At 73.7% G+C, this 26831-nt stretch carries 21 protein-coding genes; 13 read left to right on the forward strand and 8 right to left on the reverse strand.

What is annotated here, in order from left to right:
- Positions 1-207 precede the first annotated feature (207 nt).
- From ACIQIB_RS08460 to ACIQIB_RS08470, 3 genes are all read left to right on the forward strand, one after another.
- Positions 208-1584 carry a TIR-like protein FxsC gene (locus ACIQIB_RS08460; protein WP_400757315.1) on the forward strand — a complete coding sequence of 459 codons (1377 nt, stop codon included), beginning with the start codon at positions 208-210 and terminating at the stop codon, positions 1582-1584.
- Positions 1581-5573 (forward strand): FxSxx-COOH system tetratricopeptide repeat protein, encoded by a 3993-nt coding sequence (gene fxsT, locus ACIQIB_RS08465; RefSeq protein ID WP_400757316.1) that lies wholly within the window; start codon positions 1581-1583, stop codon positions 5571-5573. Before ACIQIB_RS08460 ends, fxsT begins: the two co-directional genes overlap by 4 nt.
- Positions 5574-5646: 73 nt before the next feature.
- Positions 5647-6633: a 2-hydroxyacid dehydrogenase gene (locus tag ACIQIB_RS08470; RefSeq protein ID WP_400757317.1), complete on the forward strand. Its 987-nt coding sequence runs from the start codon at positions 5647-5649 to the stop codon at positions 6631-6633.
- Between the two features lie 24 nt (positions 6634-6657).
- Here ACIQIB_RS08470 and ACIQIB_RS08475 read toward each other — a convergent pair whose 3' ends face one another.
- The 3 genes from ACIQIB_RS08475 to ACIQIB_RS08485 form a co-directional block, all read right to left on the reverse strand.
- Positions 6658-7512, reverse strand: a complete 855-nt coding sequence (locus tag ACIQIB_RS08475) for an alpha/beta fold hydrolase (RefSeq protein ID WP_363607908.1) — start codon at positions 7510-7512, stop codon at positions 6658-6660.
- Between the two features lie 23 nt (positions 7513-7535).
- Positions 7536-8435 carry a DUF4231 domain-containing protein gene (locus ACIQIB_RS08480; protein ID WP_363607868.1) on the reverse strand — a complete coding sequence of 300 codons (900 nt, stop codon included), beginning with the start codon at positions 8433-8435 and terminating at the stop codon, positions 7536-7538.
- A 249-nt stretch (positions 8436-8684) separates the two neighbouring features.
- A complete protein-coding gene (locus tag ACIQIB_RS08485; protein WP_363607867.1) occupies positions 8685-9449 on the reverse strand; it encodes an SIS domain-containing protein in 765 nt (254 codons plus the stop codon).
- Positions 9450-9682: 233 nt separating this feature from the next.
- On the opposite strand from ACIQIB_RS08485, the gene ACIQIB_RS08490 reads away from it, so the two are divergent.
- Complete coding sequence (locus tag ACIQIB_RS08490) at positions 9683-10375, forward strand: metal-dependent transcriptional regulator (RefSeq protein ID WP_363607866.1); 693 nt, start codon at positions 9683-9685, stop codon at positions 10373-10375.
- Positions 10376-10893: 518 nt separating this feature from the next.
- Here the strand turns inward: ACIQIB_RS08490 and ACIQIB_RS08495 are convergent.
- Positions 10894-11601: a bifunctional DNA primase/polymerase gene (locus ACIQIB_RS08495; RefSeq protein WP_363607865.1), complete on the reverse strand. Its 708-nt coding sequence runs from the start codon at positions 11599-11601 to the stop codon at positions 10894-10896.
- Positions 11602-11907: 306 nt separating this feature from the next.
- On the opposite strand from ACIQIB_RS08495, the gene ACIQIB_RS08500 reads away from it, so the two are divergent.
- Positions 11908-13284, forward strand: coding sequence for a transcriptional regulator (locus tag ACIQIB_RS08500; protein ID WP_363607864.1), 1377 nt, complete (start codon positions 11908-11910; stop codon positions 13282-13284).
- A 173-nt stretch (positions 13285-13457) separates the two neighbouring features.
- Positions 13458-14660 carry a hypothetical protein gene (locus ACIQIB_RS08505; RefSeq protein WP_400757318.1) on the forward strand — a complete coding sequence of 401 codons (1203 nt, stop codon included), beginning with the start codon at positions 13458-13460 and terminating at the stop codon, positions 14658-14660.
- Between the two features lie 115 nt (positions 14661-14775).
- On the opposite strand, the gene ACIQIB_RS08510 is transcribed toward ACIQIB_RS08505, so the two are convergent.
- Positions 14776-16074: an ABC transporter substrate-binding protein gene (locus ACIQIB_RS08510; RefSeq protein ID WP_363607862.1), complete on the reverse strand. Its 1299-nt coding sequence runs from the start codon at positions 16072-16074 to the stop codon at positions 14776-14778.
- Between the two features lie 195 nt (positions 16075-16269).
- On the opposite strand from ACIQIB_RS08510, the gene ACIQIB_RS08515 reads away from it, so the two are divergent.
- The gene (locus ACIQIB_RS08515; protein ID WP_363607861.1) at positions 16270-16785 is read left to right on the forward strand and encodes a hypothetical protein; all 516 of its coding nucleotides are present in this window, start codon (positions 16270-16272) and stop codon (positions 16783-16785) included.
- A gap of 99 nt (positions 16786-16884) precedes the next feature.
- A complete protein-coding gene (gene purU, locus ACIQIB_RS08520; protein WP_363607860.1) occupies positions 16885-17751 on the forward strand; it encodes a formyltetrahydrofolate deformylase in 867 nt (288 codons plus the stop codon).
- A gap of 36 nt (positions 17752-17787) precedes the next feature.
- Here the strand turns inward: purU and ACIQIB_RS08525 are convergent, their stop codons facing one another.
- A complete protein-coding gene (locus ACIQIB_RS08525; RefSeq protein ID WP_400757319.1) occupies positions 17788-19212 on the reverse strand; it encodes a sigma factor in 1425 nt (474 codons plus the stop codon).
- A gap of 537 nt (positions 19213-19749) precedes the next feature.
- On the opposite strand from ACIQIB_RS08525, the gene ACIQIB_RS08530 reads away from it, so the two are divergent.
- Positions 19750-20247, forward strand: a complete 498-nt coding sequence (locus ACIQIB_RS08530) for an ATP-binding protein (RefSeq protein ID WP_363607858.1) — start codon at positions 19750-19752, stop codon at positions 20245-20247.
- A gap of 436 nt (positions 20248-20683) precedes the next feature.
- Here ACIQIB_RS08530 and ACIQIB_RS08535 read toward each other — a convergent pair whose 3' ends face one another.
- Positions 20684-21661 (reverse strand): GlxA family transcriptional regulator, encoded by a 978-nt coding sequence (locus ACIQIB_RS08535; protein WP_400757320.1) that lies wholly within the window; start codon positions 21659-21661, stop codon positions 20684-20686.
- Positions 21662-21785: 124 nt separating this feature from the next.
- On the opposite strand from ACIQIB_RS08535, the gene ACIQIB_RS08540 reads away from it, so the two are divergent.
- From ACIQIB_RS08540 to ACIQIB_RS08555, 4 genes are all read left to right on the forward strand, one after another.
- Positions 21786-23210 carry an MFS transporter gene (locus ACIQIB_RS08540; RefSeq protein WP_400757322.1) on the forward strand — a complete coding sequence of 475 codons (1425 nt, stop codon included), beginning with the start codon at positions 21786-21788 and terminating at the stop codon, positions 23208-23210.
- 22 nt (positions 23211-23232) lie between these two features.
- Positions 23233-23760: a GNAT family N-acetyltransferase gene (locus ACIQIB_RS08545; protein ID WP_363607856.1), complete on the forward strand. Its 528-nt coding sequence runs from the start codon at positions 23233-23235 to the stop codon at positions 23758-23760.
- A 125-nt stretch (positions 23761-23885) separates the two neighbouring features.
- Positions 23886-24230, forward strand: a complete 345-nt coding sequence (locus ACIQIB_RS08550) for a DUF4229 domain-containing protein (RefSeq protein ID WP_363607855.1) — start codon at positions 23886-23888, stop codon at positions 24228-24230.
- A 14-nt stretch (positions 24231-24244) separates the two neighbouring features.
- Positions 24245-25345, forward strand: coding sequence for a LacI family DNA-binding transcriptional regulator (locus ACIQIB_RS08555; RefSeq protein ID WP_400757323.1), 1101 nt, complete (start codon positions 24245-24247; stop codon positions 25343-25345).
- A 20-nt stretch (positions 25346-25365) separates the two neighbouring features.
- On the opposite strand, the gene ACIQIB_RS08560 is transcribed toward ACIQIB_RS08555, so the two are convergent.
- A complete protein-coding gene (locus tag ACIQIB_RS08560; RefSeq protein WP_400757324.1) occupies positions 25366-26580 on the reverse strand; it encodes an MFS transporter in 1215 nt (404 codons plus the stop codon).
- Positions 26581-26831: the final 251 nt, after the last annotated feature.

Raw genomic sequence — 26831 nt, forward strand, 5'->3', positions numbered from 1 at the left:
GCGCCGGGACAGCGCCGGAGCAGCGCCGGAGTGCCGTTGGGGCGGAGGGCAGCGCCCGGGCGGCCCGTGTGGGGGCGATCGTTTCGGGCATGTCAATTGGTGCGGCTTGTTGTGCTATTCCATTGGGGTGTCGTTCGTTCCTACACTGAAGCCCCGCGCACGGGGGCTGCGGGATCAAGGTTGCCGACGGGCCAGGGGGAGGCGCGTGTGAACGACCGTGGCTGGGACGAGGACTCCGCCCGGCCGTACTTCTTCCTCAGCTATGCCCACACCCCGAAGTCCGGTGCCCGGGGGGCCGGTGACCCCAACCACTGGGTGCGGCAGTTGTACCGGGATCTCTGCGAGGCGGTGCTGCAGTTGACCACCGCGCCCGCCGGGGTGTCGGTGGGGTTCATGGACGAGTCCATGCACCAGGGCGAGTTGTGGGCCGAGCGGCTCTCGGAGGAGTTGGCCACCTGCCGGGTGTTCGTGCCGCTGTACTCGCCGCGGTACTTCAACAGCGTCCCGTGCGGGCAGGAGTGGTACTCGTTCACCCGGCGGCCGGTCTATCCGGCGAACATCGACTCGGAGCGGACAAGCGGTATCGTACCGGTGCTCTGGGCGCCGATGAGCCGTTACAAGCTTCCGCAGGTGGCCAGCGAACTCCAGTTCAACCACGCCAGTTTCGGCCCGGACTACGCCACCGAGGGCCTGTACGCGCTGATGAAGCTCAGCTACTTCCGGTCCGCTTACGAGCTGGCCGTGCACCGGCTGGCCCGGCGGATCGTCGAGGTGGCCGAGGAGACGGTGATTCCGGTCGGCCGCCGGCTGGAATTCCAGTCGCAGCCCAGCGCGTTCAATGTGGCCGCGCCCACCAAGCAGCTGCGGATCTCCGTACTCTCCTACCACCAGGGCGAGTTGCCGCCCGACCGGAACCCCGACTTCTACGGGCCCAAGCGCACCGACTGGCACCCGTACCGGCCGGCCGCCGGTCGGTCACTGGCCGACCACGCGGTGCGTCTGGCACGGCAGCTGGGGTTCCAGGCGACCGTGCACGAGTTCGACGACGAGGCCGAGGCGATCACCGGGGGCGGCGACCCGGCCGCGCCCGGTCTGCTGCTGCTGGACCGCTGGGCGCTGCGGGACGAGCGGCGCCGTGAGCTGGTCCGCCGCTTCGACCGCTCCGACTCGGCCTGGGTGAGTGTCCTGGAGCCGTGGAACCTGGAGGACCCGGACTGCGTCGAGCGCCACGGTGAGCTGGGCGAACTCAGTGACCAGGCGCTGAAGTTCACCCATCGTTCGGCTCGTCCGAGCTTTCTCGGCGCGACCGGAGGACCGCCCGGGCTGGCCAGCCTGGAGGAGTTCGACGACGCGCTGCCCCGGGCCGCGATGAAGGCCAAGTACGCCTTCGAGGGCCGGACCAGGAACGAACCGGACGAACCGGCGGCGCCGAGGCCCAGTCTGCGGGACGCTTTCCGGTACGGGCGCGGACGGGACGGACCCGGACCCGGATCCGGATCCGCACCATTCGGCCACGACCATCCAGCACGTGACGGAGGCGACCGCCCGGACGACGGGATGCCGCCCGGGGGAGGAACCCTATGAGCGACAACCGCACCAGGAACCTCCGCATCGGCGGCCTCAGCGCCGCCGACCTCGCCGCCCAGCGCGAGGCGGAGCAGGACCGGAACGGCCGGATCATCACCTTCTACTCCTACAAGGGCGGCACCGGGCGCACCATGGCGCTCGCCAACACCGCCTGGATCCTGGCGGCCAACGGCTTCCGGGTGCTCACCGTGGACTGGGACCTGGAGGCGCCTGGCCTCGCCAAGTTCTTCCACCCGTTCCTCGACCCGACGGCGCTGGCCGGCACCACCGGGATGATGGACCTGATCGCCGAGTACCGGGAGGAGGCGCTGCGGCCGGTCGAGCACGCCGAGGGCTGGCACCTCGACTTCGCCCGGGTGCACCCGCACGCCCTCTCGCTCGCCTGGCCAGGCTTCCCCGGCGGCGGCAGCCTGGACTTCCTCTCCGCCGGCCAGTTCAACCGGGACTACTCCGAGGCCGTCACCCACCTGGACTGGGACATCTTCTACGACCGCTTCGACGGCGGGCAGTTCTTCGACGCGCTCCGCGCCGACATGCGCAAGCGCTACGACTACGTGCTGATCGACTCCCGGACCGGCCTCTCCGACATCGCCGAGATCTGCACCGTGCAGATGCCCGACGACCTGGTGGTCTGCTTCACCCTGAGCGACCAGTCGATCGACGGCGCCTCCCGGATCGCCCAGCACATCCACGACCGCTACCGCGAGCGCGGCATCCGCATCCTGCCGGTGCCGATGCGCATCGACGAGGGCGAGAAGGAGAAGGCGGACGCCGGCCGGGCGCTCGCCCGGATCCGCTTCGACGGGCTGCCGGCCGGCCTGAGCGGCGATGAACTCGCGCACTACTGGGGCTCGGTGGAGATCCCGTACCGGCCGTTCTACGCCTACGAGGAGATCCTGGCGACCTTCGGCGACCAGGGCGGCACCCCGACCTCGATGCTCGCCGCCTGCGAGCGGCTGACCGGTGTGATCACCGAGGGCCGGGCCGCCTCGCTGCCGACCGTCGACGAGGAGGTCCGGCTGCGCTATGTGGACGCCTTCACCCGGCGCCGCCCGTCCGTGCCGGCCGACCTCTACCTCTCCTACGTCCCCGAGGACCGGATGTGGGCGGACTGGATCGAGTCCGTCCTGACCCGGGCCGGGTTCCGGGTACTGCCCCGCGACCTGAGCGCGGGCTCGGACCCGCGGCAGGAGACCGAGCGCGGCATCGACGCCGCCTACCGGACGGTCGCCGTGCTCTCGCCCGCCTACCAGCGCTCGCCGCAGGCCCGCGCGCTCTGGGAGTCCGTGGTCAGCTCCGACCCGTCCGGCACCCGCCGCCAGCTGGTGCCGGTCCGGGTCGGCGACGTCCGGCTCACCGCGCCGTTCAGCAACCGCAACCCGGTCGACCTGGTGGGCCGGGACGAGGTGCAGTCCGTGCAGACCCTGCTGCGCGCGCTCGGCCGGTCCGAGGTCACGCTCGCCGACACCACCGGCACCGGGCCGCGCTTCCCCGGCAGCAAGCCGCAGGTCTGGGACGTGCCGCCGCGCAACCCGTCCTTCACCGGCCGCTCCGCGGTGCTGGAGCAGCTGCGCAACCAGCTGCGCGGCGGCATGGCGGCGGTGCTGCCCACCCCGCAGACCCTGTACGGGCTCGGCGGCGTCGGCAAGACCCAGGTGGCGCTGGAGTACGCGCACCGCTTCATGTCCGACTACGACCTGGTCTGGTGGATCGACGCCGAGCAGACCGAGCTGGTCGCCCCGGCCCTGGCCGATCTGGCCCGTCGGCTGGGCCTGCGGGTCGGCGACTCGGTCACCGAGGCCGCCGAGGCGGCCCGGGAGGCCCTGCGCCGCGGGGTGCCGACCTCCCGCTGGCTGCTGATCTTCGACAACGCCGACGAGCCGGCCGAGATCCGCCGCTTCTTCCCCGGCGGCTCCGGCCACATCCTGGTCACCTCCCGCAACCAGGCCTGGTCCGGCCACGCCGAGGCGCTGGAGGTGGACGTCTTCACCCGCGGCGAGAGCGTCGAGCACCTCTGCCGGCGCGCCCGCGGGCTCTCCCGGGCCGACGCCGACCGGGTCGCGGAGGCGGTCGGCGACCTGCCGCTGGCCGTCGAGGTCGCCGCCGCCTGGCTGGACACCACCGGCACGCCGGTCGGTACCTACGTCGCCCAGCTGCACGCCGAGGCCGCCCGCGCGCTGGCCGTCGCCCGGCCGGCCGACTACCCGACGCCGGTCGGCGCAACCTGGAACGTCTCCATCGCCCGGCTGCGCACCCAGTCGCCCGCGGCGGTACGGCTGTTGCAGCTCTGCGCGTTCTTCGCGCCGGAGCCGATCTCGATGAACCTCTTCTACAGCGACCAGATGATCCGCGCGCTGGTGAAGTACGACGAGGACCTCAACGACAAGTTCATGCTGGGCAAGGTGATCCAGGCGATCGGCCGGTACGCGCTCGCCAAGGTCGACGCCGGCAGCAACAGCTTCCAGGTGCACCGGCTGGTCCAGGCGGTGATCCGGTCCGAGATGAGCGACGAGGAGCAGGAGACCGCCGTCCACGAGGTGCACCGCATCCTCACCGGCGCCCGGCCCGTCCTCGGCGACACCGACGACCCGGCCAACTGGCCCGCGTTCGACGAGATCTGGCCGCACCTGTCGCCGTCCAAGGCGCACAACTGCGACGAGGCGGACACCCGCCAGCTGCTCATCGACCGGGTCCGCTACCTGTGGAAGCGCGGCGAGCTGGACCGCGCCCGCGACCTCGGCCACGCGCTGGACGCGGAGTGGACCCGCAAGCTCGGCACGGACGACCGGCAGACCCTGCTGCTGCGCTTCCAGCTCGCCAACGTGCTGCGCTCGCAGGGCAATTACGCCGACGCGCTGGCCCTGGACGAGTCCACCCTGGAGCGCCAGCGGGTGCTGCTGGGCGAGCACCACCCGTACACCCTGATGACCGCGGGATCGCTGGGGGCCGACCGCCGGGCGCTCGGCCGGTTCCAGTCCGCGCTCGACATGGATCGCGAAATCCTCGATCAGTTCAGGGAGTTGTTCGGCGAGGAGCACCCGCGCACGCTCTCCATGGCGAACAACCTGGCGATCGACTACCGGCTGGTCGGCGACAGCGAGGCCGCCCGCGACCTCGACCGGGAGACCCTGGACCGGCGCACCGCCGTGCTCGGCGCGCGCCACCCCTACACCCTCTCCACCAAGTCCAACCTCGCCCGGGACCTGCGCGAACTCGGCGACTACAAGGGCTCGGCCGACCTGCTCCAGGAGGTCACCAACGACTTCGGCGACGTGCTGGAACCCGACCTGCCGGAGAACCTGCGCAACGCCAAGTCGCTGGCCGTCTCGCTGCGCAAGGCCGGCCAGCTCGCCGAGGCCCGCCGGATCACCAAGGAGACCTACGAGCGCTACCTGGAGCGCTACGGCGCCGACGCGCCCGACGCCCTGGCCTGCGCGCTCAACCTGGCCGCCGACTACAGCGCCTCCGGTGACAAGGAGGCCGCCCGCGACCTGGCCGTCACGGTGTTCGAGGGCCACCGGCGGCTGTTCGGCGACGAGCACCCGTTCACCCTGGCCTGTGGCAACAACCTGGGCATCTACCTGCGCGGCAGCGGGGACATCCGGGAGGCGATCGACCGCGGCCAGGCCACCGTGGAGGCGCTGCTGCGGACCGTCGGGGGGCAGCACCCGTTCACCCTGAACGCGATGATCAACCTGGCCAACGCCTACGGCGACGACGGCCAGTACACCCGGGCCGAGGAGCTGGAGCGCACCGCCTACGAGGGCCTCTGCGCGCGGTACACCCCCCGGCACCCGGACGCGGTGGCCTGTCAGGCCAACCTGGCCGTCACCCTGCGCTCGGCCGGCCGGCACACCCAGGCCGCCGAGCTGCGGGCCAAGGCCGTCGCCGAGCTGATCCGCCAGTTCGGCGAGGAGCACCCCAACACGGTCTCGGCCCGGGGCTGGAAGCGGATCAACCGCGACCTCGAACCGCAGCCGGTGTGACCGGCGGCCCGGCCGGCCGGCGTACCCTGCCGCAGGCGCCCGGGGGCCCGCGGCAGGGTACGCTGCGGGCCCTATGACCCAACTGTCCTCTTTGCCCCCGGTCCTGGTCACCCGACGGCTCGCGCCCGGGGTGGCCGAACGGCTCACCGCGCACCATGCCGCCACCTGCCACGACACGGACCTCCCGATGGCCCGCGGTGACCTGCTGGCGGCCGTGCGCGGCCGGTCCGCCGTCATCACCACCCTGGACGACGTGGTGGACGGCGAGTTCCTGGACGCGGCCGGCCCGGGGCTGCGGATCGTCGCCAACCACGCGGTCGGCCACCACAACATCGACCTCGCGGCCTGCGCCGAACGCGGGGTGCAGGTCAGCAACACGCCCGGCGTGCTCACCGCCGCCACCGCCGACATGGCCTGGGCCCTGCTGCTGGCGGCCACCCGGCGGCTCGGCGAGGGCGAGCGGTGGCTGCGTTCCGGGCGGCCGTGGGCCTGGGCGCCGAACTTCCTGCTCGGCCTGGAGCTGGCCGGCACCCCGCTCGGCATCCTCGGCATGGGCCGGATCGGGCAGGCGGTAGCCCGCCGGGCCCGGGCCTTCGACATGCCGGTCGCCTACCACAACCGCCGTGAGCTGCCGCCCGGGGAGGCGGACGGCGCCACCTGGCTGCCGCTGGACGACCTGCTCGCGCGGTCCGCCGTCCTGGTGGTCACCTGCCCGCTCAGCGCCGCCACCCGGCATCTGCTGGACGCCCGCCGGCTGGACCGGCTGCCGCCCGGCGCGGTCGTGGTGAGCATGACCGCCGGAGTGGTGGACGAGCTCGCGCTGGCCGCCGCACTGGAGTCCGGGGCGCTGTTCGCGGCCGCCGTCGACAACTTCGAACGCGAGCCCGAGGTGCCGTCGGCGCTGCTCGCCCAGGAGCGGGCGGTGCTGGCCCCGCACCTGGGCAGCGCCACCGTCCGCACCCGGCAGGCGATGGGCGGCCTCGCGGTGGACAACGTGCTGGCGGTGCTGGCCGGCGGCGCCCCGGTGACGCCGGTGACGGCGGTGACGGCGGCCCGGTAGGACCGGCAGGACCGGCCGCGGCGGCTACCCGGCCGCCCAGCTGAGCGCGGTGGTCATCATCCGGAAGGCGCCGAAGTGGGCGGCGCCGGGCTCCAGGAAGAGCGCGGCGCCGGGGATGTGGTCGGCCAGCCAGCGGGAGTGCTCGACCGGGGAGAACTGGTCGTCGGCGCCGTGCCAGAGCCAGGCGGGCACGGCGATGTCCTCGACCTTGAAACCCCAGTCGGTGGTGAACGCCAGCACGTCGTCGATCCAGCCGTCGGCGCTGTGCCGGAACGCCTCCCGGTAGTTGCTCTGCAGCATCCTCCGCAACCCGGTGTCGGCGACCACCTCCCGGTCGGTGGACGGCAGTTCGGACCGCAGGCCCTGCAGGAGACTGACCGGGTCGTCCTTGATCTGCTGGGACCGGAACTGCATGGCGTCCGCGATCCGCTCGCGGCCGCGCTCGGCCTCCTGGTACGCCCGGACGTTGGACGGGGTCATTCCGGCGTACCAGTCCAGGCCGGCCGCGTTCCGCGGCGCCAGGCTGACCAGCACGGCCACCCGGCTGACCCGCTCGGGCAGCAGTGCCGCGCAGGCCAGCGCGTGCGGGGCGCCGCCGGAGCGGCCGAGCACCGCGAACCCGGCCAGCCCGAGCTCGTCGGCGATGGTCCGGACGTCCGCCGCCGCCGCGCTCACCCGGCGGCCGGGCAGCCGGGTGGAGTCGCCGTAGCCGGGCCGGTCGAAGGAGATCAGCCGCACGCCCAGCCGGTACAGCACGGTGCTGCGCGGGTGCGGGCCGACCCGGCTGCCCGGCATGCCGTGCAGCAGGAACACCGGCCGGCCGCGCGGGTCGCCCAGGGTCTCGACGGCGAGGACGCGGTTGTCCGCGGCCTTGACCATCCGTAACGACACGCGCGGCCTCCTCAGTGGTCCCGGTCGGTGGTGGCGCGGACCTCACGGCGGGCCTGCCAGGTGGTGTGCTCGCGGGAGACCGCGTCCTCGGCGTCGCGGGCCAGCCGGGCCCAGCTCTCCTCGGCGCCGGCCGCCCCGACGTCGAGCCGGGCGAGCTGGTGCCGGATCAGCTCCAGCTCGTCGGCGGCGAGGCGGTAGGCGGCGGCCAGCGGCCGGTACTGGCGCAACTGCGCCCAGGCGGTGACCGACGCGGCCACCGCCGAGACGGTGCCGAGGGCGTCGTAGCCGAACTCGCCCATCGCCCGCAGCACCGCCAGCACCAGGCCGAGCAGCGGCAGCACCACGCCCAGCACCCCGGTCCAGAAGCCCGCCCGGGCGCAGTACCGGGCCTTGGCCCGGTACCAGTCGTGCTGCACCTGGATCCGCTCCCTGAGGTACACCTCGCGGCGCACCGCCAGCGGCCGGCCGCGCAGGTCGCGCATCGCGTCGGTGATCTCCGTGCCGGTGCCCGCGCCCACCGCACGGCTGCCCCGGAAGGCGTGCAGCACCCGGCCGAGCTGGAAGCTGTACAGGCCCTCGGCGTCCGGCAGGCTGCGCGGCGGCGGCTGGTAGGCGTCGGCGCGGACGGCGTACTTCCACGCCAGCGTCTTCACCGACTCGGCGGCGGCCCGGCCCTCGTACCAGAGGCCCTGCGGGTTCTGTCGGCTGATCACCAGGGCGAGCACGATGGCGCCGAGATAGGCGAGGGCGGCCAGCCAGGCCCAGGGGTCGCCGTCGGCGGAGCCGGTCGCGGCGGCGGCGACCAGCAGGACCAGCTCCCAGGCGGAGAGCAGCACGGCCCGCCGCTGCCCCTGCTGCGAGGCCGAGTCGGCGGCCCAGAACAGCTCGGGCAGCAGCTCGTGCTCGCGCACCCACCCCATCGGACCCGCATCCGACGCCATTCTCGGCCCCCACCCGTCGCTCCGGTCGCACCGCTCTCCTGCCCCGGGCGGCGGGCCGGTACGCCTGGTGGGGCGTCCGGCCGGGCCGCAATGGCCGGGAAGCCTCCGAGGTTGTCCCATATCGCGGTGCCGGGGCGGGGACCGGCACCGGGAGCCGCGAGCGCGGCCCCGGCGCCGGATCGGAACGTGCGGACCAGAACGTGGACCGGAGCGTGCGGATCAGAACGTGTAGAAGATCCGCTCCGCGTTGTCGGCCATCTGCTTGGCGTTCCACTCCATGCCGCCCGGCACGTTGCCGGAGCGGAACAGCGGCGGGGTGGCGCCGGTGCCGGCGGCGGCCGCGTCGGCCAGCCGGCCGACCGCCGAGGCGACCACGGCCTGCATCAGCGCGCCGGCGACGATGGTGGAGACCGGGCCGAAGGTGGTCTCGGCGGCCGGATGGGTCAGCTCGCCGTCGCCGACCGCGATCTTGTTGTCCAGCACCACGTCGCAGTGGTCCTTGAGATAGGTGCCGGAGGGGTGCGCCGAGGCCACCTCGGCCGGGTACGCCAGCGAGGTCAGCCCGATCACCTTCAGACCGCGGGCACGGGCGTACTGGGCCAGTTCGACCGGCATGATCTGGCGGCCGGAGAGCGAGATGACGAACAGCAGGTCCCCGGCGGTGGCGGGAGTGAGGTCCAGGGTGGTGGTGGCCAGGCCGGAGACCCGCTCCAGCGCGCTGGAGAGCGGGGCCGGCATCACCGTCACCCCGGCCATCCCGGGGACGTCGAGCAGGTTCACCGGAACGAGTCCGCCGGCCCGGTAGACCACGTCCTGGGCGGCCAGCGAGGAGTGGCCGGAGCCGAAGGTGAAGACCCGGCGCCCCTCGGTGACAGCCTCGGCCAGCAGCGTGGCGGCCGCCTCGATGGACTCGGCCTCCTCGGTGCGGACCCGCTGAAGGTGGGCGATCGCGGCATCGAAGTACCGGTCGACCAGCTCGTTCATCGGTTGCCTTCGCTCTCTGCCGGTGGGGGCGCCGGCCGGGTGGGGCGGCCCGGACGATCCGGACCGCCGGTGGAGAAAGCTACGGCGAGCACCGTGCTGCCTGACCGGCGCCGCTGTCAACAGCCACGGGAACGGCGACGAAAACCGGGGCCCGTGTCCGTCGTGCGGGCCCGGTAGTCGGTGCGGTACGTCAGAATTGGCGGTGAGGACACCGAGGAACGGAGCCAGCGGCGATGTCTGGGCTGATCGACACCACTGAGATGTACCTTCGCACCATCCTGGAGCTGGAGGAGGAGGGCATCACCCCGATGCGCGCCCGGATCGCGGAGCGCCTGGAACAGAGCGGCCCGACGGTGAGCCAGACCGTCGGCCGGATGGAGCGGGACGGACTGCTCCAGGTCGCGGGGGACCGTCACCTCGAACTCACCGAGGAGGGCCGCAGGCTCGCGGTGCGGGTGATGCGCAAGCACCGCATCGCCGAGTGCCTGCTGGTCGACGTGATCGGCCTGGAGTGGGAGCAGGTGCACGAGGAGGCCTGCCGCTGGGAGCACGTGATGAGCGAGACGGTCGAGCGCAAGGTCCTGGCCATGCTCGGCCACCCCACCCAGTCCCCGTACGGGAACCCGATCCCGGGCCTGGACGAGCTGGGTGACACCAAGGCGGAGGGCGAGGGCTTCGACGCCGCGCTCGTCACGCTGGACGCGGTGCGGCCGGGGGACGGCGGCGCCAGCGTGGTGGTCCGCCGGATCGGGGAGCCGATCCAGACGGACGAGGAGCTGATGCGCACGCTGCGCCGGGCCGGCATCCGGCCGGGCTCGACGGTCCGGGTCTCGGCCGGGGTCGGCGGGGTGCTGGTGGGCACCGGCGAGGACGCGGCGGAGCTGGGCAAGGAGATCGCCCAGCACGTGTTCGTGGCCCAGGTCTGACGCCGGCGAGGCCGGCGAGGCCGACGGCGGACCGGTGGGCGCGGGTCGACGGACCCGGGCGACGAGCCGATGAGCAGGGCCCGGTGCCCCGTGCACCGGGCCCTGCTCGCCCCCAGCCCCTCCCCGTCCCCTCCTGTTTCCGCGCCACCGGACCTCCCCGAGCTCGGCCGGTGGCGCGGCCCCTCCGTCCCCTCCCGGTCCCTCCCGTTCCCCTCCGTCCCTCCCGACCGCCTCGCCCGGCTTCCCCGTCCGAGCGACCCTTCCGGCGTCCCCTCTCGGTGAAATTTCTCCCCTCGGCAGATCATGGCAATCCTTGAGCGCTGTCACTCGTACGAGGGGCTTCCGCCGTTGATCAGCGGGTACACGGAAGCCTTATCCGCACAGGCGTGTGACGGACCCCGTCTCCGGTGGGAGACAAGGCCCGTCAGCCGTGCGCGGGGTGTCGCGCATCGCACGCCCTCACCCGATAGGCGTAGGGCGGCCGTTCACGGGACGGTGAATCAGTGGGCCGGCCGGCCTCAGCGCACCGCCGTCGGCTGGGCCGGCCGGGCGTCGGCCGCGGGGGCCTCGCGCCCGCACGCGTACGCCAGCGGGCTGATCAGCTCGGCGCCGTCCGGCAGCCAGCGGTTCGCCGCGGAGGGCGGGCGGGCCCACTGGGCGAAACCGGCGGGGCCCACCCTGGACGGCGGTGCCACCGTCCAGTCGCCCTCGCCGCGGGCCACCAGGTCCAGCCGCCCCGGCGGCCAGCCGAGCCTGCGCAGCAGCTCCGGCAGCCTGGCCGCGACTCCGGGGAGCGCCAGGAAGTGCAGCCGCCGGCCCACCCGCCCGGGCGCGGCCGGCACGGCGATGACCGGGCCGAGCTGGAGGTTCATCCGCTCCATCCGGGCCAGCGCCAGACAGCCCGCCACCTCCGGCACGTCCAGGACGTCGAAGGACCGGCCGGTGGGAAGCAGGATCGAGGCCTTCGGCCGGTCGGTCCACCAGTGCCGCACCGCGCCCGGACCGGCGCTCGCTCTGCGGGCCCAGTCCGCGTCGACCGGGTGGGCGCCGGGAAGCGCGCAGCGCGGGTCACCGCACGAGCAGTCGGCCGGTCCGTCCCCGTCAACCAGCCAGGTGCCCGGGGTGATCTCCCAGTGGCGGTTCTCGGCGTGGCCGACGGCTTCGGTGAGCAGTTGGGGCGGTCCGGCGTTCAGGCCCTGGTCGGGGGAGTCTGGGATGTCTTCCACGGGCTGATCAACTACCGTGCGTGAGGCTGGTTACGGCCCGTCGGGGGACGGCGTGTCGCACGGCGGCAATGTCACCCGAACCGGTGAGGCAACCGAGTTGGGGCGGCCCGGGACGGGCGCAGTGGGGGCGCATGGGAGCATTTACCAGGGCGCGTGGGGGGTGGGGATCGTCACCGTGGGTATCCCGCTGGCGTTGCTGATCGCTAACCTGGTGTCAGATTCCTTGGACGGTCGGACAGTCGGCAACAGATCAGCAGAATCTTCGCCCACCGGCCGGGACCGGAGGGTGTGGGGAGGCGAAGCCCAATGGCCGCGAGACCACTTGTCGCACGACAGCCCAACGAGCGTCTGCAGCAGCTGATTCAGGAGGCCAGCTGCTCCAACGCGGGCCTGGCGCGGAGAGTCAACCTCTGCGGGGCCGAGCACGGCCTGGACCTGCGGTACGACAAGACCTCCGTCGCCCGCTGGCTCCGCGGCCAGCAGCCGCGTGGGCAGGCGCCGGCGGTGATCGCCGAGGCGCTCGGCCGCAAGCTCGGGCGGAGCGTGTCGGTCGAGGAGATCGGCATGGCCGACGGCAAGAACCTCAGCTCCGGGATCGGGCTGCAGTTCGCGCCGACGCTGAACGCCGCGCTGGAGCAGGTCTGCGAGCTCTGGCGCAGTGACGTCGGCCGGCGGGACTTCCTGACCGGGGCGACGGTGGCGGCCTCCGCCCTGGTCGAGCCCAGCCGGGACTGGCTGATCACCCCGCCCGACCCGGTGGTGGCGCGGACCGGCGGGACGCGGGTCGGCCCGACCGATGTCGCCGCCATCCGGGCGACCACGGCGATGCTGGTCGACCTCGACCACCGCTTCGGCAGCGGGCACGTCCGCCCGGTGGTCGTCCACTACCTCAACAGTGTGGTCTCCGGGCTGCTCGGCGGCGCCTACCGGGAGGAGACCGGGCGGCAACTGTTCGCGGCGGTCGCCCGGTTGACGGAGCTGGCCGGCTACATGGCGGTGGACACCGGGCAGCCGGGCCTGGCCCAGCGGTACTACATCCAGGCGCTGCGGCTGGCCCAGGCCGCGGACGACCGCGGGTACGGCGGCTATGTGCTGGCCGCCTCGATGAGCCATCTGGCGGCGACGCTGGGGAACCCGCGGGAGATCGCCCAACTCGCCCGCGCCGCGCAGGAGGGCACCCGCGCGGTGGCCACCCCGACGGCGATGGCGATGTTCTACGCGGCCGAGGCGCGCGGCCACGCCCTGCTCGGGGACGCCCGCTCGTGCGAGGCGGTGGCCGCCAAGGCGCTGGAGGCGATGGAGCGGCGCCGTCCGGAGGACGACCCGGACTGGATCGTCCACTTCGACGACGCCTACCTGGCGGACGAGCTGGCCCACTGCCACCGGGACTTGGAGCAGGCCGGCCAGGCCGAGCACTACGCCCGCCGGGCGCTCGACCTGCACCCACCGACCAGGGTCCGGCGCCGCGCGGTGGACTTGGTGCTGCTGGCCACCGCGCAGTTGCAGCAGCGGGACCTGGAGCGGGCCTGTGAGACGGGCGCGCAGGCGATGCGGCTGCTGAGCGGGCTGCGGTCCAACCGGGGCGTGGAGTACCTGGACGAGTTCCGGCGCCGGCTGGAGCCCTTCCGGGAGCAGCGGGTGGTCCGCGAGTTCCAGGCCCGGGTGGAGGCGGAGGCCGCCTGACCAGGTGTCGGTACGTCGCGTGAGGGGCCGGTGAGGGATGTCCCGCCCACGTGGTCACCTGCTTCGGTGAACCGGTAGCGTGGGCGCGACGTCCAAGGAACTGTGATGCTCCCAAGAACCGACGAGATGTGGTCCGCCGTCAGCGCGCGGTCGTGCACAGGTGAGGAATCGCGTTGAGCCAGCGCCGCTCGTATCCCAACTCGGGTGACTTCAACCTGGACGATCTGTTCCGCCCCGAGCCGGGCCGGCAGCCCGGACAGCAGCCGGGCCAGCAGCCGGGCCAGCAGTCCGGCCCGCCGCAGGGTCCGGGGCCGGGGCAGCCGGGCGTCCCGCCGGTGGGGCAGCCGTCCGGACAGCCGGAGTACCTCGGCGAGGACATGCACACGCCGCCGACCCAGGCCGTCCCGCCCCAGGGCGGCGGCTCGTGGGGCGGCGCGCCGCAGCCCGGGTACGGTGCGCCGCAGGCCGATGCCGCCCAGGCGACCCAGTACCTGCCGCCGTACCCCGGCGCGGACCCGCAGGGCGGCGGCTACCCGGTCCAGCCGGGCCACCAGCAGCCCGCGCCGGGCTACCCGCAGCAGCCGGACCACGGCTACCAGGCGTACCCGCAGGCCGCCCCGTACCACCCCGCCGCCCCGGAGTACCCCGGGCAGGACTACGCCGGTCACGACTACCCCGCGCAGGACTACCCGACCGGCCAGGTCCCGACCGGCCAGGGCGGCAGCGGGCGTTCCTCCGGAAAGCTGATCATCGGCGGTGTGGTGGCCGGCTGCGTGGCGGCCGGGATCCTGGTCGCCGTCCTGATCAACGGGGACGACCCCAAGCCGGGCAAGGAGAAGCAGGCCGCCCCGGTGGCCACCGGCAGCAGCACCGGCGCCGCGACGCCGACCGCGAGCGGTTCGGCCGCCGCGGCCGTCAGCCCGGAGGTCAAGGCCCAGGCCCAGTCGCTCTCCGACCTGCTGGGCACCGCCAGCGACAGCCGCCAGGCGGTGGTCGGCGCGGTGGCCGCGGTGCAGAAGTGCGACAAGCTGCCCGAGTCCCAGCAGGCGCTGACCGAGGCCGCGGGCAAGCGCCGGGAGCTGCAGACCAAGCTCGCGGCGCTGAAGACGGACAAGCTGCAGGGCGGCCCGCAGCTGGTCGAGCAGCTCAACGCGGCCTGGCAGGCCTCGGCGACGGCCGACGACGAGTACGCCGCCTGGGCGGGGGACTCGCAGGCCCCGGGCGCCTGCGACCCGAAGAAGCTGGACAACCAGCACTACAAGAACGCGGTCCAGGCCAGCGGCAGCGCCACCACCGCGAAGAAGCAGGCCTCCGGTCTGTGGAACGCCATCGCGGCCCAGACCGGCCTGCCGACCCGGGGCGACGGGGACCTGTAGGCGGGGCCGACAGTCCAGGGGCCGACAGTCCAGGGGCCGGTGGCCCCCCGGGAACGGACGACGGAGGGCCGGACCGGTCGGCCGGTCCGGCCCTCCACCGTCGGGCCCGCGGCGATCACGCCGGCGGCTTGCTCCCGGTGAGCACCCAGCGGACGTCCACGAAGCCCGGCTGCTGGAGGGTCATCCGCCCGCCCTTGACCACCTGGTAGGTGACCCAGGTGTTCACCAGCCGCGGCGACTCGGTGCTGGGCAGCATGTTGGTGGTGCCCCAGTTGAGCGGCGGGGTGACCCCGACGTCGACCTGGTCGCCGCTGTCCAGCAGCGCGGTCACCGTCTTGGCGGTGACCGGCCGCCCGGCCGCGCCCAGCCGGTCGGCCACCTGCCGGAACACCTCGTACGCGACCCAGGTGCTCTGCACCCCGGGGTCGGCGACGTCGATCGTCCCGCCGACGGTGTCGCCGCGGACCACGGTGCGCAGCGGGTCCCAGATCTTGGCCGACTCCGGCGGGTACCAGCTGGTCACGTAGGCGCCGGCCAGCGGGCCGCTGTCGCCGCCGGTGGAGTCCACCACCGACTGCTGGACACTGCCGATCACCGAGGCGATCCGGGTGTTCTTCGGGCCCAGCCGGCGGTACGAGTCCAGCAGGCTGCCGGTCGGCTCGGCACCGAGCGCGCTGGTGATGCAGTTCCCGGCCTCGTCCTTGCCGAGTGCCTTGCGGGCCACCGCCGTGTAGTCGGTGGACTGCTCCGGCGCCTTGACGTCCAGCAGCTTGATCCCGGCCGGCTTGAGGGCGTTGGCCAGGTAGCCGAGCAGGTTGTCGCCGGCCGGGGTGTCCGGGCGGACCAGGGAGACGGCCCGGCACCCGGCGTCGACCAGCTGGCGGCCGCTGCCGCCGATCAGGGCCGGCATGCCGCCGCCCACCGGGTACGACAGCGGGCTGCTGAACTCGGGCTGGGACAGGCCGTACCCGCCGATCAGCGGGATCCCGGCGCGCTCCAGGATGGGCATGAAGTTGTCGCCGTACTGGCTGTACGAGCCGATCACGGCGACCGCCTTGGCGTCCACGGCCTGCTGCGCGCAGGCCGTCACACCGTCCGCGGTGTTGTGCTCGTTGCAGGTCAGGACCCGCAGCTTGCGGTTGCCGAGACCGCCCTTGGCGTTGATGTCCCGGCCGATGGCCTCGGCCAGCGCGGTCATCCCGGGCCGGTCGGTGGAGCCGGTGCCGGACGGGGCCCAGGTCATCACAGTGAGGTCGCCACTGCCGGTCGAGGCATCGGCCGGTCCGCCGCACGCGGAGGCCGAGAAGAGGGTTGGGAGCAGGGCCACGGTGGTGACCGCTGCGGCGATCGGGCGGCGGCGACGGTGCCGCGCGATCGGGTTCTGAGCCTGGAACGAGCCCCTTCGGCTGGTCATCGGTCTTCCCTCCCTGGGCGCTGTGCTGCGCACCGGCACCAGCCAAGCCCGCACGCCGCAAGGAGAGAGGGCGGAAAAGCGAAGGGACGGCGAACGAGGGCTGAAATCAGGGCGGGGACGCGTGTAGAGGAGGCGGAGAACGGGAGGAATGTGGAAGTGGAGCCCGAACGGTCGAGGAACGTACGATCGTTCTTCATGTCCGCCAGCACAGATTCTTCGCACCGGTCTGCCCGAAACCCTTCTCGTCCGGGCCACCGCTCCAGCACGATGGGCGGCATGCCGCTCAACGACCTGCCCTGGTGGCGCTGGCGAGCCCGACTGCGCTCGGCGCTGCACATGCTGTCCGATCCCGGTTTCCAGCAGGACACCTGGCTGGCCGGCCGCGAGGGCTACGGCGACGTGACCGACGCCGTCTACCGGCTGGTCGAGGACACCTGGCTGGACCGCTGGTCGGCGGAGAAGTACGTGGGCACGATCTTCCGGGACTCGGCCGAGGCCGCCGTGGTGGACGTCGCGGTGCTGCGGGTGGTCCGGATCCTGCACCAGGTCGGCGCGGACGCCCCGGCCTCCGCCTACCTCGGTCACCACGGCTGGCCGGAGGCCGTCCGGGCGGCCCGGGAGGCGCACGTCAAGCTGGCGGTGAACGACGGCGAGGACCCGGACACCCCGCCCCGGTCGCTGGACGTGCTGCGCATCCTGACCCAGGTCTGAGCCGTCCCGCAGTGCGGGCACCGGGACGGCCGCTGTCCGGAATGTGACACGCTGGACCGTCCACACGACGCAACGACCTCAGGACGGGACAACCCCACCGTGGAACAGCAGACGGCCAGCGCCCAGTACGTCCTCACGCTGTCCTGCCCCGACAAGCAGGGCATCGTCCACGCGGTCTCCAGCTATCTCTTCATGACCGGCTGCAACATCATCGACAGCCAGCAGTTCGGGGACGGGGACAGCGGGCTGTTCTTCATGCGGGTGCACTTCTCCGCCGCCGAGCCGGTCACCGCCGACAAGCTGCGGGCCAGCTTCGCCGCGATCGGCGCCTCGTTCGGGATGGACTGGCAGATCCACCCGACCGAGGAGAGGATGCGGATCGTCCTCATGGTCAGCAAGTTCGGCCACTGCCTGAACGACCTGCTGTTCCGCACCCGGATCGGCGCGTTGCCGGTGGAGATCGCCGCGGTGGTCTCCAACCACACCGACTTCCGCGACCTGACCGAGGGCTACGGCATCCCGTTCCGGCACATCCCGGTCACCCGGGACAACAAGGCCGAGGCCGAGCAGGAGCTGCTGGACCTGGTGGCCAAGGAGAACGTCGAGCTGGTCGTGCTGGCCCGCTACATGCAGGTGCTCTCGGACGGGCTCTGCACCGCGCTCTCCGGCAAGGTGATCAACATCCACCACTCCTTCCTGCCGAGCTTCAAGGGCGCCAAGCCGTACCACCAGGCGCACACCCGGGGCGTGAAGCTGATCGGTGCCACCGCGCACTACGTCACCGCCGACCTGGACGAGGGCCCGATCATCGAGCAGGAGGTGGCCCGGGTGACCCACGACATCACGCCGGACCAGCTGGTCGCGCTCGGCCGGGACGTCGAGTGCCAGGCGCTGGCCCGTGCGGTGAAGTGGCACAGCGAGCACCGGGTGCTGCTCAACGGCACCCGGACGGTCGTCTTCGGCTGAGCCCGGCACGCTCCCCGGGCGGCGGCCGGTCGCGGATCAGGGCCGGGACAGCAGCGGCGCCGCCCGGAGCACCTCGCGGATCGCGGCCCGGTCCCCGTGCTCGCCCACCAGCAGCCGGTCCGGGTCGCGGTGCGCGGCGGCGAGCTGGCAGAACTCCAGCCCGTCCAGCACCATCGAGGCCACCGGCTCGCCGAGGGGCGGGCCGCTGTCCGGGCCGTCCAGGGGTATCAGCCACTCGCCGGCCGCCGGGCCGTCGATCACCAGCCGCAGCCGCCGGCCGGGGCGCCCGTCGTCTCCCGGCCAGTGGGCGGGGGCGGCGGCGGGCCCGGGCCGGGAGGCGCGGAGCCCGGCCAGCGCGGGCGGGAGCATCCGGACGGCCAGGTCCACCATCTGCCGCAGGTGCTGCGGTGCGGGCGGGGCGTACGGGTACGCGACCGCGCGTGCCACGTCCTCGCCGTGGACGTAGCACTCGAAGGCCCGGTCCACGAAGGCGTCGCGCAGCGGGACGACGGCGAAGCCGAAGTCGACGGGGGTGTTGCCCTGCGGGGCGAGGGCGGCGGAGCGGACCAGTTCACGGGTCTGCCGGCGCCAGCGGGCGCGCACCGACTGCGGTGGCCGGTCGGCCTGTTCGGCGGTCAGCCGGGCGGTGCGCCCGGTGATCCCGGCGAACGGCGGGCCGCCCTGCGCGGGCACCCGGGGGACCGGCGGGGCCAGGGTCTGCGGCGGCACCCGGCGGTCCGGTGGCGGCGGTGCGCCGCCCGGGACGGGGTCGGGCAGACCGAGGGCGAGGGCCAGATAGCCGTCCACGGCGGCGAGATGGCAGAGCACCTCGGCCGGGCGCAGGTGCTCGGTGCCGCCGTGCCAGGGGAGTTCGGCCACCTCCTGCCACTCCTCCGGGCCGAGGTCGCGCAGCAGGGCGTCGAGCTTGGCGGTCTCGGCGGTGTAGGGGGTGCCCCAGGCGGGGACGGGCAGGTCGGCCGGGCGCCGGGAGAGGCACCAGCCGAGCACCTGCTGGCGCAGTGAGCCGGGCTGGTCGAGGGGTTCGTCGGCGGCGAGCCAGTCGGCCGCGTCCCGCAGCCGGGCGGCCTCCCCGACGCACTCGGGGCAGGCCCGCAGGTGCTGTTCCCGGTCGGCGGCCTCGCGGGGCGGGCAGGCGCCGAGGGCCCAGGCGCCGGGCCGTGTCCGCAGCCGGTCCACCGCGCGGCGGTGGGTCAGGGCGCCGAGCCAGGAGCGCAGTGTGTCCTGGGCGGGGTCGAAGTCCTCGGGGTGCTCCCAGAGATGGGCGAACATCTCGCGGGTGAGCCGGTCCGTGGCGGTCTGGTCGGCCAGGATCCGCCCGGCCAGGCCGTGCACCATCGGTGCGAGCTGGTCGTAGAGTTCGCCCAGCGCCGTCTCCTCGCCGCGGGCGAGGCGCCGTTGGAGCTGTTCGTCCCAGCGCGGGGCGCTGCCGGGGGTGGTCATCGGTCACCACCCTCCTGCCGTGGGGTTTTCCGCCGTGGGGCCGCTGCCGTGGTCAACGGTATCCCGCGGTCTTCCGGGGACGGACGGATTCCGTGAAGAATGGAACCCCGGGCTTCGGATCGTCACATCGTGCGATCGACCGCCGATCCCGCTGTTCGAAGGCCGTTGGACATATGTCGCACGGGTGGTTCGCGAGTGGCGGGCACGGTGTCGGGGGCGTCCGGCGGTAGGTTCGCCACTGCGTGTCCGGTGGCTCGGTCCGGGCCGGACGGCAGCCGGCGCGGGGCTCGCGAGAGTGAACGGGACAGTATGCACTGCCCTGTCCCCCGATCGCTGGAATATGCCCGAAGCGCTTGCTGCGGTCCGCTCGCCGAACCATCCTGAGGCGTATTCGTGACGCAGCCAGTGCGCGACGGACGGGATGGCGCGGGCGAGTTGTACGGCGGCCCGGCCTTCGGCGGGCGTCAGGGCCGGCCGGCTGGACGATCCGGCCTCGATCGAGACGATGGCCGAACTGCGAGTGCGGGTGGTGGAGCGGTGCAGGTTCTTCAAGTACAGCTTGCGGTGCAGGCGGACCCCGCCGAGGTCGGCCGGGCCCGCCGGTGGGTGCGCTCACGGCTGCTGAACCACGGTGTGGACCCGGACGCGCCGATCGCCGAGACGGTGGTGCTGGTGGTCTCCGAGCTGGTGACCAACGCCGTGGTGCACACCGGTTGTCCGGCGGTGCTCCGGCTCTGCTTCCCCGTGGACGGGGAGAGTTGCGGCTCCGGTGCGGGCGGGGTGCGACAGTCGGCGACGGTGGGCCCGCTGCGGGTCGAGGTCGCGGACGCCAGCCAGGTGGCCCCCGCCCCCCGGCACGCCGGAGCGGACGCGGACGCCACCAACGGGCGCGGACTGGAGCTGGTCGAGCTGCTCTGCGACCGCTGGGGCTGGTACCCGGACGGTTCGGGCAAGCGGGTCTGGTGCGAGATCGGCGCGGACGCCCGGCCGGCGGATCCGTTGGCCGGTGCGGACTGGGCCGCGCTGGCGCCCTGAGACCCGGGCGGCTCCTCGGGCGGCTCCTTCTTCCCGGCCTGCGATCATCGGGCCGAAACCTGACGCAACCATTCCGAATTTCTGACAAACCATTGACGTGACGTATCCGACTGATCACTCTTGGGAGCAGCTCTCCGTCGCGAGGGGACGCCGAGGGAACACTTGAACGCCGCTGCGGTGCTGCTGTCCAGGGGGATCATGTCAGCAGGGGGGTCGCGGTCTGCCGGTCGTGTGGTGGCTCCTTGGCGAGTGCGGAGTGTCGGTGCGCGGGTTCAGGGCCCGTGCGTCGCGATTGGATGGCGGCCTGCCGTGCCGTGCTCGGGGTGCGTGCGGCCTGCCGCCATCCAAATCGCCCGTACCGGACACCGGCTTTCGGTCACTTGACCACTCGGCCCGCAGCCGCCCGGCTCGCCCGGTCCGGTCGGCCCGTCGTGGCTCAGGCCGGCTGCTCCACCGCCCGGAAGGCCTGCCGGTATCTGCTCGGCGCCACGTCCAGGCGTCCGCGCAGCTGGAGCCGGAGCGAGGCCGCGGTGCCGAAGCCGGACTCCCGCGCGATCTGGTCGATCGTCAGGTCCGTTCCCTCCAGCAGTTGCCGGGCCCGCTCGGTGCGCTGCACCGTCAGCCACTGGCCCGGGCTGCTGCCCGTCTCCTCGCGGAACCGCCGGGTGAAGGTCCGTACGCTCATGCCCGCACGGTCGGCGAGTTGGCGCAAAGCGAGCGGTCGGTCCAGGTGTTCCAGCGCCCAGGCGCGGGCGGACGCGGTGCCGGCGCCGCCCTCGTCGGCCGGGCCGGGCACCTCCACGTACTGCTTCTGGCCGCCCTCCCGCCACGGCGGCACCAGACAGGTGCGGGCGACGGCGTTGGCCACCGCGCTGCCGTGGTCGCGGCGCACCAGGTGCAGACAGAGGTCGACCCCGGCGGCCACCCCGCCGGAGGTGAGGACGTCGCCGTCGTCGGTGAACAGCACGTCGGGGTCGAGCCGGACCTTCGGGAACAGTGCGGCGAAGCGGTCGGTGTAGCGCCAGTGGGTGGTGGCCGGGCGGCCGTCCAGCAGGCCGGCGGCGGCCAGGACGAAGGAGGCGGTGCAGATCGACACCAGCCGGGTGCCGGGCCTGATCCGGGCCAGCGCGGCGGTCAGTTCGGGCCCGACCACGGCGTCCACCTGCATCGGGCCCGGGTCCATGGAGGCCGGGATCACCACGGTGTCGGCCTGCTCCAGCAGTTCGGGGCCGTGCTCGACGGCGATCCGGAAGTCGGTGCTGGTCTCGACCGGGCGGCCGTCCACGGTGCAGGTGGCCACCCGGTAGAGCGCTTCGCCGGCCGGGTCCTTGGCCGACTCGAAGATGCGGGAGGGGATGCCCAGTTCGAAGGCGACCACCTGGTCGAGGGCCAGTACCGCTACCCGGTGCGTCATTCCGGCGTCCTTTCGTCGGCTCTGAGCGTCGGTCCAGCGTACGCCCCGTCGGTGGCCCGATCCTTGCGAAAGCTGGCAGTCAGGCCACTCGTGGCGGTCGGGGCCGTTCGGGAGACTCGGCCTGGTGAACGAACGGAACGCCCCCACCGCCCCCAGCGCCCCCGCACCGCCCACCGCCCCCGCACTCCCCACCGCCCCCGCACTCCCCACCGCCGGGCCGACCGCCCGTTGGTGCCGGCCGCACTACGCCTGGGTGGTGACCGCCGTCGCCCTGCTGGTCCTGCTCGGCTCGGCCGGCTTCCGCTCCACGCCCAGCCTGATGATGGAAGCGCTGCACAACGAGTTCGGCTGGTCGACGGCCACGATCTCCAGCGCGACCTCCGTCAATCTCGCCCTCTACGGCCTCACCGCCCCCTTCGCCGCCGCCCTGATGGACCGTTTCGGCGTCCGGCTGGTGGTGGTCTGCGCGCTGCTGACCATCTCGGTCGGCTCCGGCCTCACCCTGCTGATGCGCGAGCCCTGGCAACTGGTGCTCTGCTGGGGCGTGCTGGTCGGCCTCGGCAGCGGTTCGATGGCCGGCGCCTTCGCCACCACCGTCACCGGCCGCTGGTTCCAGGCCCGCCAGGGGCTGGTCACCGGTGTGCTCACGGCCGCCGGCGCGGCCGGCAACCTGGTCTTCCTGCCGATCGGCGCCTGGCTGGTGGAGCAGCACGGCTGGCGCTCGGCGGTGGTCGTGGTCTCGCTGGCGGGCAGTGCGGTCGCCGTCCCGGTGCTGCTGCTGATGCGCGAGCGGCCCGCCGACCTCGGCCTCCTTCCCTACGGGGCGACCGAGGCGCCGCCCGCCCCCGCCGTCCAGGGGCGGGTGCTGACCCGCTCGCTGAGGGTGCTCCGCGACGCGGCCCGCAGCCGGGCGTTCTGGCTGCTGGCGGGTTCCTTCGCGATCTGCGGCGCGACCACCGCCGGACTGGTCGGTACCCACTTCATCCCGGCCGCCCACGACCACGGTCTGCCCGTCACCACCGCGGCGAGCCTGCTGGCCCTGATCGGCGTCTTCGACGTGATCGGCACGATAGCCAGCGGCTGGTTCACCGACCGCCTCGACTCCCGGACGCTGCTGGTCGTCTACTACGCCCTGCGCGGTTTCTCGCTGTTCCTGCTGCCGCAGCTGTTCGCGGGCTCGCTGGAGCCGCCGATCCTGGCCTTCGTGATCTTCTACGGGCTGGACTGGGTGGCCACCGTGCCGCCGACCGTCGCGCTCTGCCGCCGGCACTTCGGCGAGGACGCGCCGATCGTCTTCGGCTGGCTGCTCGCCTGCCACCAGATCGGCGCCGCCCTGGTGGCCGGGCTGGCCGGCCTCGCCCGGGACGCGCTCGGCGACTACGACCTCGCCTGGTACGGGGCCGGCGTCCTCTGCTTGGTCGCCGTGCTGCTCTGCCTGGCGCTGCGCCCGGACCGCCCGGACCGCCCGGACTGTCCGGACCGCACGGACCGCACGGATCGCACGGACTGTCCGGGCCATCCGGACCGTTCCGTTCCGGCATTGTCGTAAGGGGCGGTTAGGCTCTGCGCCCATGACGCTTTCCTTCACCCTGGACCCCAAGCTCGACCCCGACCTGCGCGCCGCCATAGTCCGGCTCTGGACGGACGTCACCAACGCCGGCGGCGCGGTCGGGTTCGTGGCACCGGTGACGGAGGGCGAGGTCCGGGACGTCGCCGAGGAGCAGTTCGCCGGGGTCGAGCCGGGGCGGCCCGACCGGCTGCTGATCGCCCACGAGGAGGGCACCGGCCGGCTCGCCGGCCTGCTGTTCTTCGAGTCCATGCGGTTCGGGCCGATGGACCACTGGCGGATGCTCAAGCGGGTCATGGTGCACCCGGACTTCCAGGGCCGCGGCTACGGCGCCGAGCTGATGGCGGAGGCCGCGCGGGTCGCCCGGGACTGGGGCCTGGACGGCCTGCGGCTCACCCTGCGCGGAGGGCTCGGCCTGGAGGCGTTCTACGCCCGCTCCGGCTATGTCGAGGTCGGCCGGGTGCCCGCGGCGATCCGGGTCGCCCCGGGGGACGACCGCGACGACGTCACCATGTGGCTCGACCTGCGCTGACACCGGGGCCGGTGGGGGGGTGGTGGAGCGAGGGGGACGGCCGACCCGTTCCCCGTGGCGCCCGTGGGGCATGCTTCACTGGGAGACCGGCCCACTCCCCGCGCAGTGAAGGATGTGTCACCCCAGTGAGCAGCAATGTGAGCACCAAGCCGCACGCCACGCTCCGCTACACCTCCCTGCGGGTCAGCATCTTCCTCGGCTGCCTGCTGGTCGCCCTGCTGCTCGGCCACTTCGGGGTGATCCCGGTCAGCGGCCAGGCCGGCGTGATCTTCCTCTTCCTGCTGGCCGCCCTGGTCTCGGCGCCGCTCAGCTACGTCCTGCTGAGCAAGCAGCGCGACGAGATGTCGGCCCAGATCTCCGACAAGGTCACCGGCATCCGCTCCCGGACGGCCGACCGGATCGCCGCCCAGAACGCCGAGGAGGACGCCGCCGACGACGCCGCCCGCGCGGCGACCGCCCTGCAGAACTGACCCCCGCCGCAACCGTGCCCGTTCCCGCCGCCGCCCCCGGGGCCGACCGTGAGCAGCCGGCCGGCCCGGCCGCCCGTGCCGGGAGCGTCGCCGGCACCTGGCCGGCCCCCGTCCGCCGGCCCACCGGGCGGGACGTGGCCCGGCTCGCCGGCGTCTCGCAGGCCACCGTCTCCCTGGTGTTCTCCGGCTCCGAGGCCGGCCGACGGGTCTCCGAGGCGACCCGTGAGCGCGTCCGGGAGGCCGCCCGCAGCCTCGGCTACCGCCCGCAGGCGGCCGGGCGCCAACTGCGTCTGGGCCGCAGCGGCATGATCCTGCTGGCGGTGCCGAACATCCTCGGACCGTTCTTCGGCCGGGTGCTGGAGGGCGTCCACGAGGAGGCGGGCCGGCACGGCCTGGCCGTGGTGGTCAGCTCCGGCTGGGGCAGCGCCACCCTCGCCGACGCCGCCACCACCAGCCGCTTCGACGGTCTGCTGATCTGCTCCCCGGACGACAGCCAGCTCGGTGAGCTGCCCGCCGACACCCCGGCCGTCTTCCTGGACGCCGACCCCGGCACCGACCGCGCCCGCCCCACCGTCGAGCTCGACGTGGCCGGCGGGATGCGGGCCGCCGTCGAGCACCTGGCCGGGCTCGGTCACCGCCGGATCGGACGGCTGCGCTCCACCCACGCCGCGTACACCTTCCGGGTCCGCCAGGCCGCGTTCGAACAGGCCGCCGCCGGGCTCGGCCTGGAGGTCGTCGAGCTCGGCGTCAGCCTGAACGAGGGCCAGCCCGCCGCCCGCGGTGCCGCCCGCCGGCTGCTGGAGCGGCCGGACCGCCCGCCCGCGGTGATCTGCGACGACGACGTGGTGGCCTCCGGCGTCTACCAGGCCGCCGCCGAGCTCGGGCTGCGGGTCCCCGCCGACCTCTCCGTGATCGGTATCGACAACATTCCGGTGGCCCAGCTCCTCACCCCGCCGCTCACCACCGTCGACCTGCCCGGTGAGGAGCTGGGCCGGGCCGGGGTCGAGGCGCTCGCCGGGCTGCTCCGCGGCGACCCGGTCGCGCCGGTCCCCCCGCTCACCACCTCGCTGGTGCTGCGCTCCTCCACCGCTCCGGCGGGCGGCCGTCGGGGCTGACCCGTACGGGTGAAATGCCGTCAGCCCGCGGGCACCGCCACCGGCTCGGCGGCCGGGGTGGCCGGCAGCGGCCGGAACCAGCGGCGGGCGCCGAACAGCAGCAGGGCGCCCAGCCCGATCCCGCCCGCCGCGCAGAGCGCCACCGAGCGCAGCGAGTCCTCGGCGAGGTTGCCGGAGACGGCGTAGCCGAGCGAGTTGCCGGTCGCGAACAGCGTCACCAGCCAGGCGAACGCCTCGGTCACCGTCCCGACCGGCGCCAGCTCGGCGACCAGCACGAACGCGGCCGCCAGCAGTGGCGCCAGCCCGATCCCGGAGAGGAAGGCCAGTCCGGCCGTCGGGTAGGGCCCGGGCACCAGCACCGGCGGCAGGTAGCAGAGCGCCATCCCGACCGCCATCACCCAGGTGCGGGTCGCCGTGCTGCTGCGCCACCGCACCGCGCCGTACGCCAGCGCGCCGAGCAGGCCGCCGAGCGCCGCCAGCGCCAGCAGCGTCCCCGCGCCGCCCGGCAGCCCGCCCTCGTGCTCCTCGGCGTAGGCGATGAACAGCACGTTCTGCGCGCCGACCGCCCAGCCGGCCCCGGCCAGTCCGATCAGCAGCAGCACCAGGCCGGGGGAGCGCAGCGGCCCGAGCAGTCCGGAGGAGTGTTCGCGCGGCGGGGCCTGCCAGGCCCGGGCCGGGCCCGCGGTGGCCACGACCAGCGCACCGGCCAGCCCGAGACCGGCCGCCACCCAGAGCGCGGCGACCGGGCTGAACGCGCCCGCGATGCCGGCCACCGCGAGCGGGCCGGCCACGTAGAGGATCTGCTGCGAGGCGGAGTCGAAGGCGTACGCGGTGTCGAGCTGCTTCTCCTCGACCACGTCCGGCCAGAGCGAGCGCAGGCACGGTTCGAGTGGCGGCATGGCCAGCCCGGCTATCGCGGCGCCGGCCGGCGCGGCCAGCGCCGAGCCGGGCGCGAGCGCCAGCAGCGCGTACCCGCCGCCGGCGACCGCGGCGGAGGCGAGCAGGACACGCGGCTGCCCGGTGCGGTCCACGATCCGGCCGAGGACGGGCCCGCCGACGGCGGCCGAGATCGCGTACGCGGCGGTGGCCAGTCCGATCCGGCTGTACGGTGCGCCGGCCTCGCGCAGGGCCAGGGCGATCACCAGGGCGGTCATGCCGGCGGGCAGCCGGCCGAGCAGGGTGCCGAGGAGCAGCCGGCCGACGTGCGGGGCGCGGAGCAGGGCGAGGTAGCCCATGGACGGGTCTCCGGTTCTGGGCAGGGGTGAGCGGGGCGCCGTCAAAGTTATACGTATAACTACTTGCCGGTCAATCGGCCCGGATGGCTGATCTGATGGGGTGTCGGCGTGGTTCGTGTCCGCATCTCAAACAAACACTTTGAAGATCTCAAACCTTTACTGCTAACGTAACGGCCATGACCACCTCAGGCGCACCCCGGACGCACGGCATGGGCTCGACGCCCACGGCCGCCCGCGTGTGCCGCCTGCCG

Source organism: Kitasatospora sp. NPDC092286 (genome assembly GCF_044755565.1).
In the GTDB taxonomy this organism is placed as follows: domain Bacteria; phylum Actinomycetota; class Actinomycetes; order Streptomycetales; family Streptomycetaceae; genus Kitasatospora.

Excerpts from the sequence above, each read along its gene's own strand:
- fxsT (WP_400757316.1), top strand. The coding sequence starts at position 1,581 with ATGAGCGACAACCGCACCAGGAACCTCCGCATCGGCGGCCTCAGCGCC.
- ACIQIB_RS08470 (WP_400757317.1), top strand. The coding sequence starts at position 5,647 with ATGACCCAACTGTCCTCTTTGCCCCCGGTCCTGGTCACCCGACGGCTC.
- ACIQIB_RS08475 (WP_363607908.1), bottom strand. The coding sequence starts at position 7,512 with ATGGTCAAGGCCGCGGACAACCGCGTCCTCGCCGTCGAGACCCTGGGC.
- ACIQIB_RS08485 (WP_363607867.1), bottom strand. The coding sequence starts at position 9,449 with ATGAACGAGCTGGTCGACCGGTACTTCGATGCCGCGATCGCCCACCTT.
- ACIQIB_RS08490 (WP_363607866.1), top strand. The coding sequence starts at position 9,683 with ATGTCTGGGCTGATCGACACCACTGAGATGTACCTTCGCACCATCCTG.
- ACIQIB_RS08500 (WP_363607864.1), top strand. The coding sequence starts at position 11,908 with ATGGCCGCGAGACCACTTGTCGCACGACAGCCCAACGAGCGTCTGCAG.
- ACIQIB_RS08510 (WP_363607862.1), bottom strand. The coding sequence starts at position 16,074 with ATGACCAGCCGAAGGGGCTCGTTCCAGGCTCAGAACCCGATCGCGCGG.
- ACIQIB_RS08515 (WP_363607861.1), top strand. The coding sequence starts at position 16,270 with ATGTCCGCCAGCACAGATTCTTCGCACCGGTCTGCCCGAAACCCTTCT.
- ACIQIB_RS08525 (WP_400757319.1), bottom strand. The coding sequence starts at position 19,212 with ATGACCACCCCCGGCAGCGCCCCGCGCTGGGACGAACAGCTCCAACGG.
- ACIQIB_RS08535 (WP_400757320.1), bottom strand. The coding sequence starts at position 21,661 with ATGACGCACCGGGTAGCGGTACTGGCCCTCGACCAGGTGGTCGCCTTC.
- ACIQIB_RS08545 (WP_363607856.1), top strand. The coding sequence starts at position 23,233 with ATGACGCTTTCCTTCACCCTGGACCCCAAGCTCGACCCCGACCTGCGC.
- ACIQIB_RS08560 (WP_400757324.1), bottom strand. The coding sequence starts at position 26,580 with ATGGGCTACCTCGCCCTGCTCCGCGCCCCGCACGTCGGCCGGCTGCTC.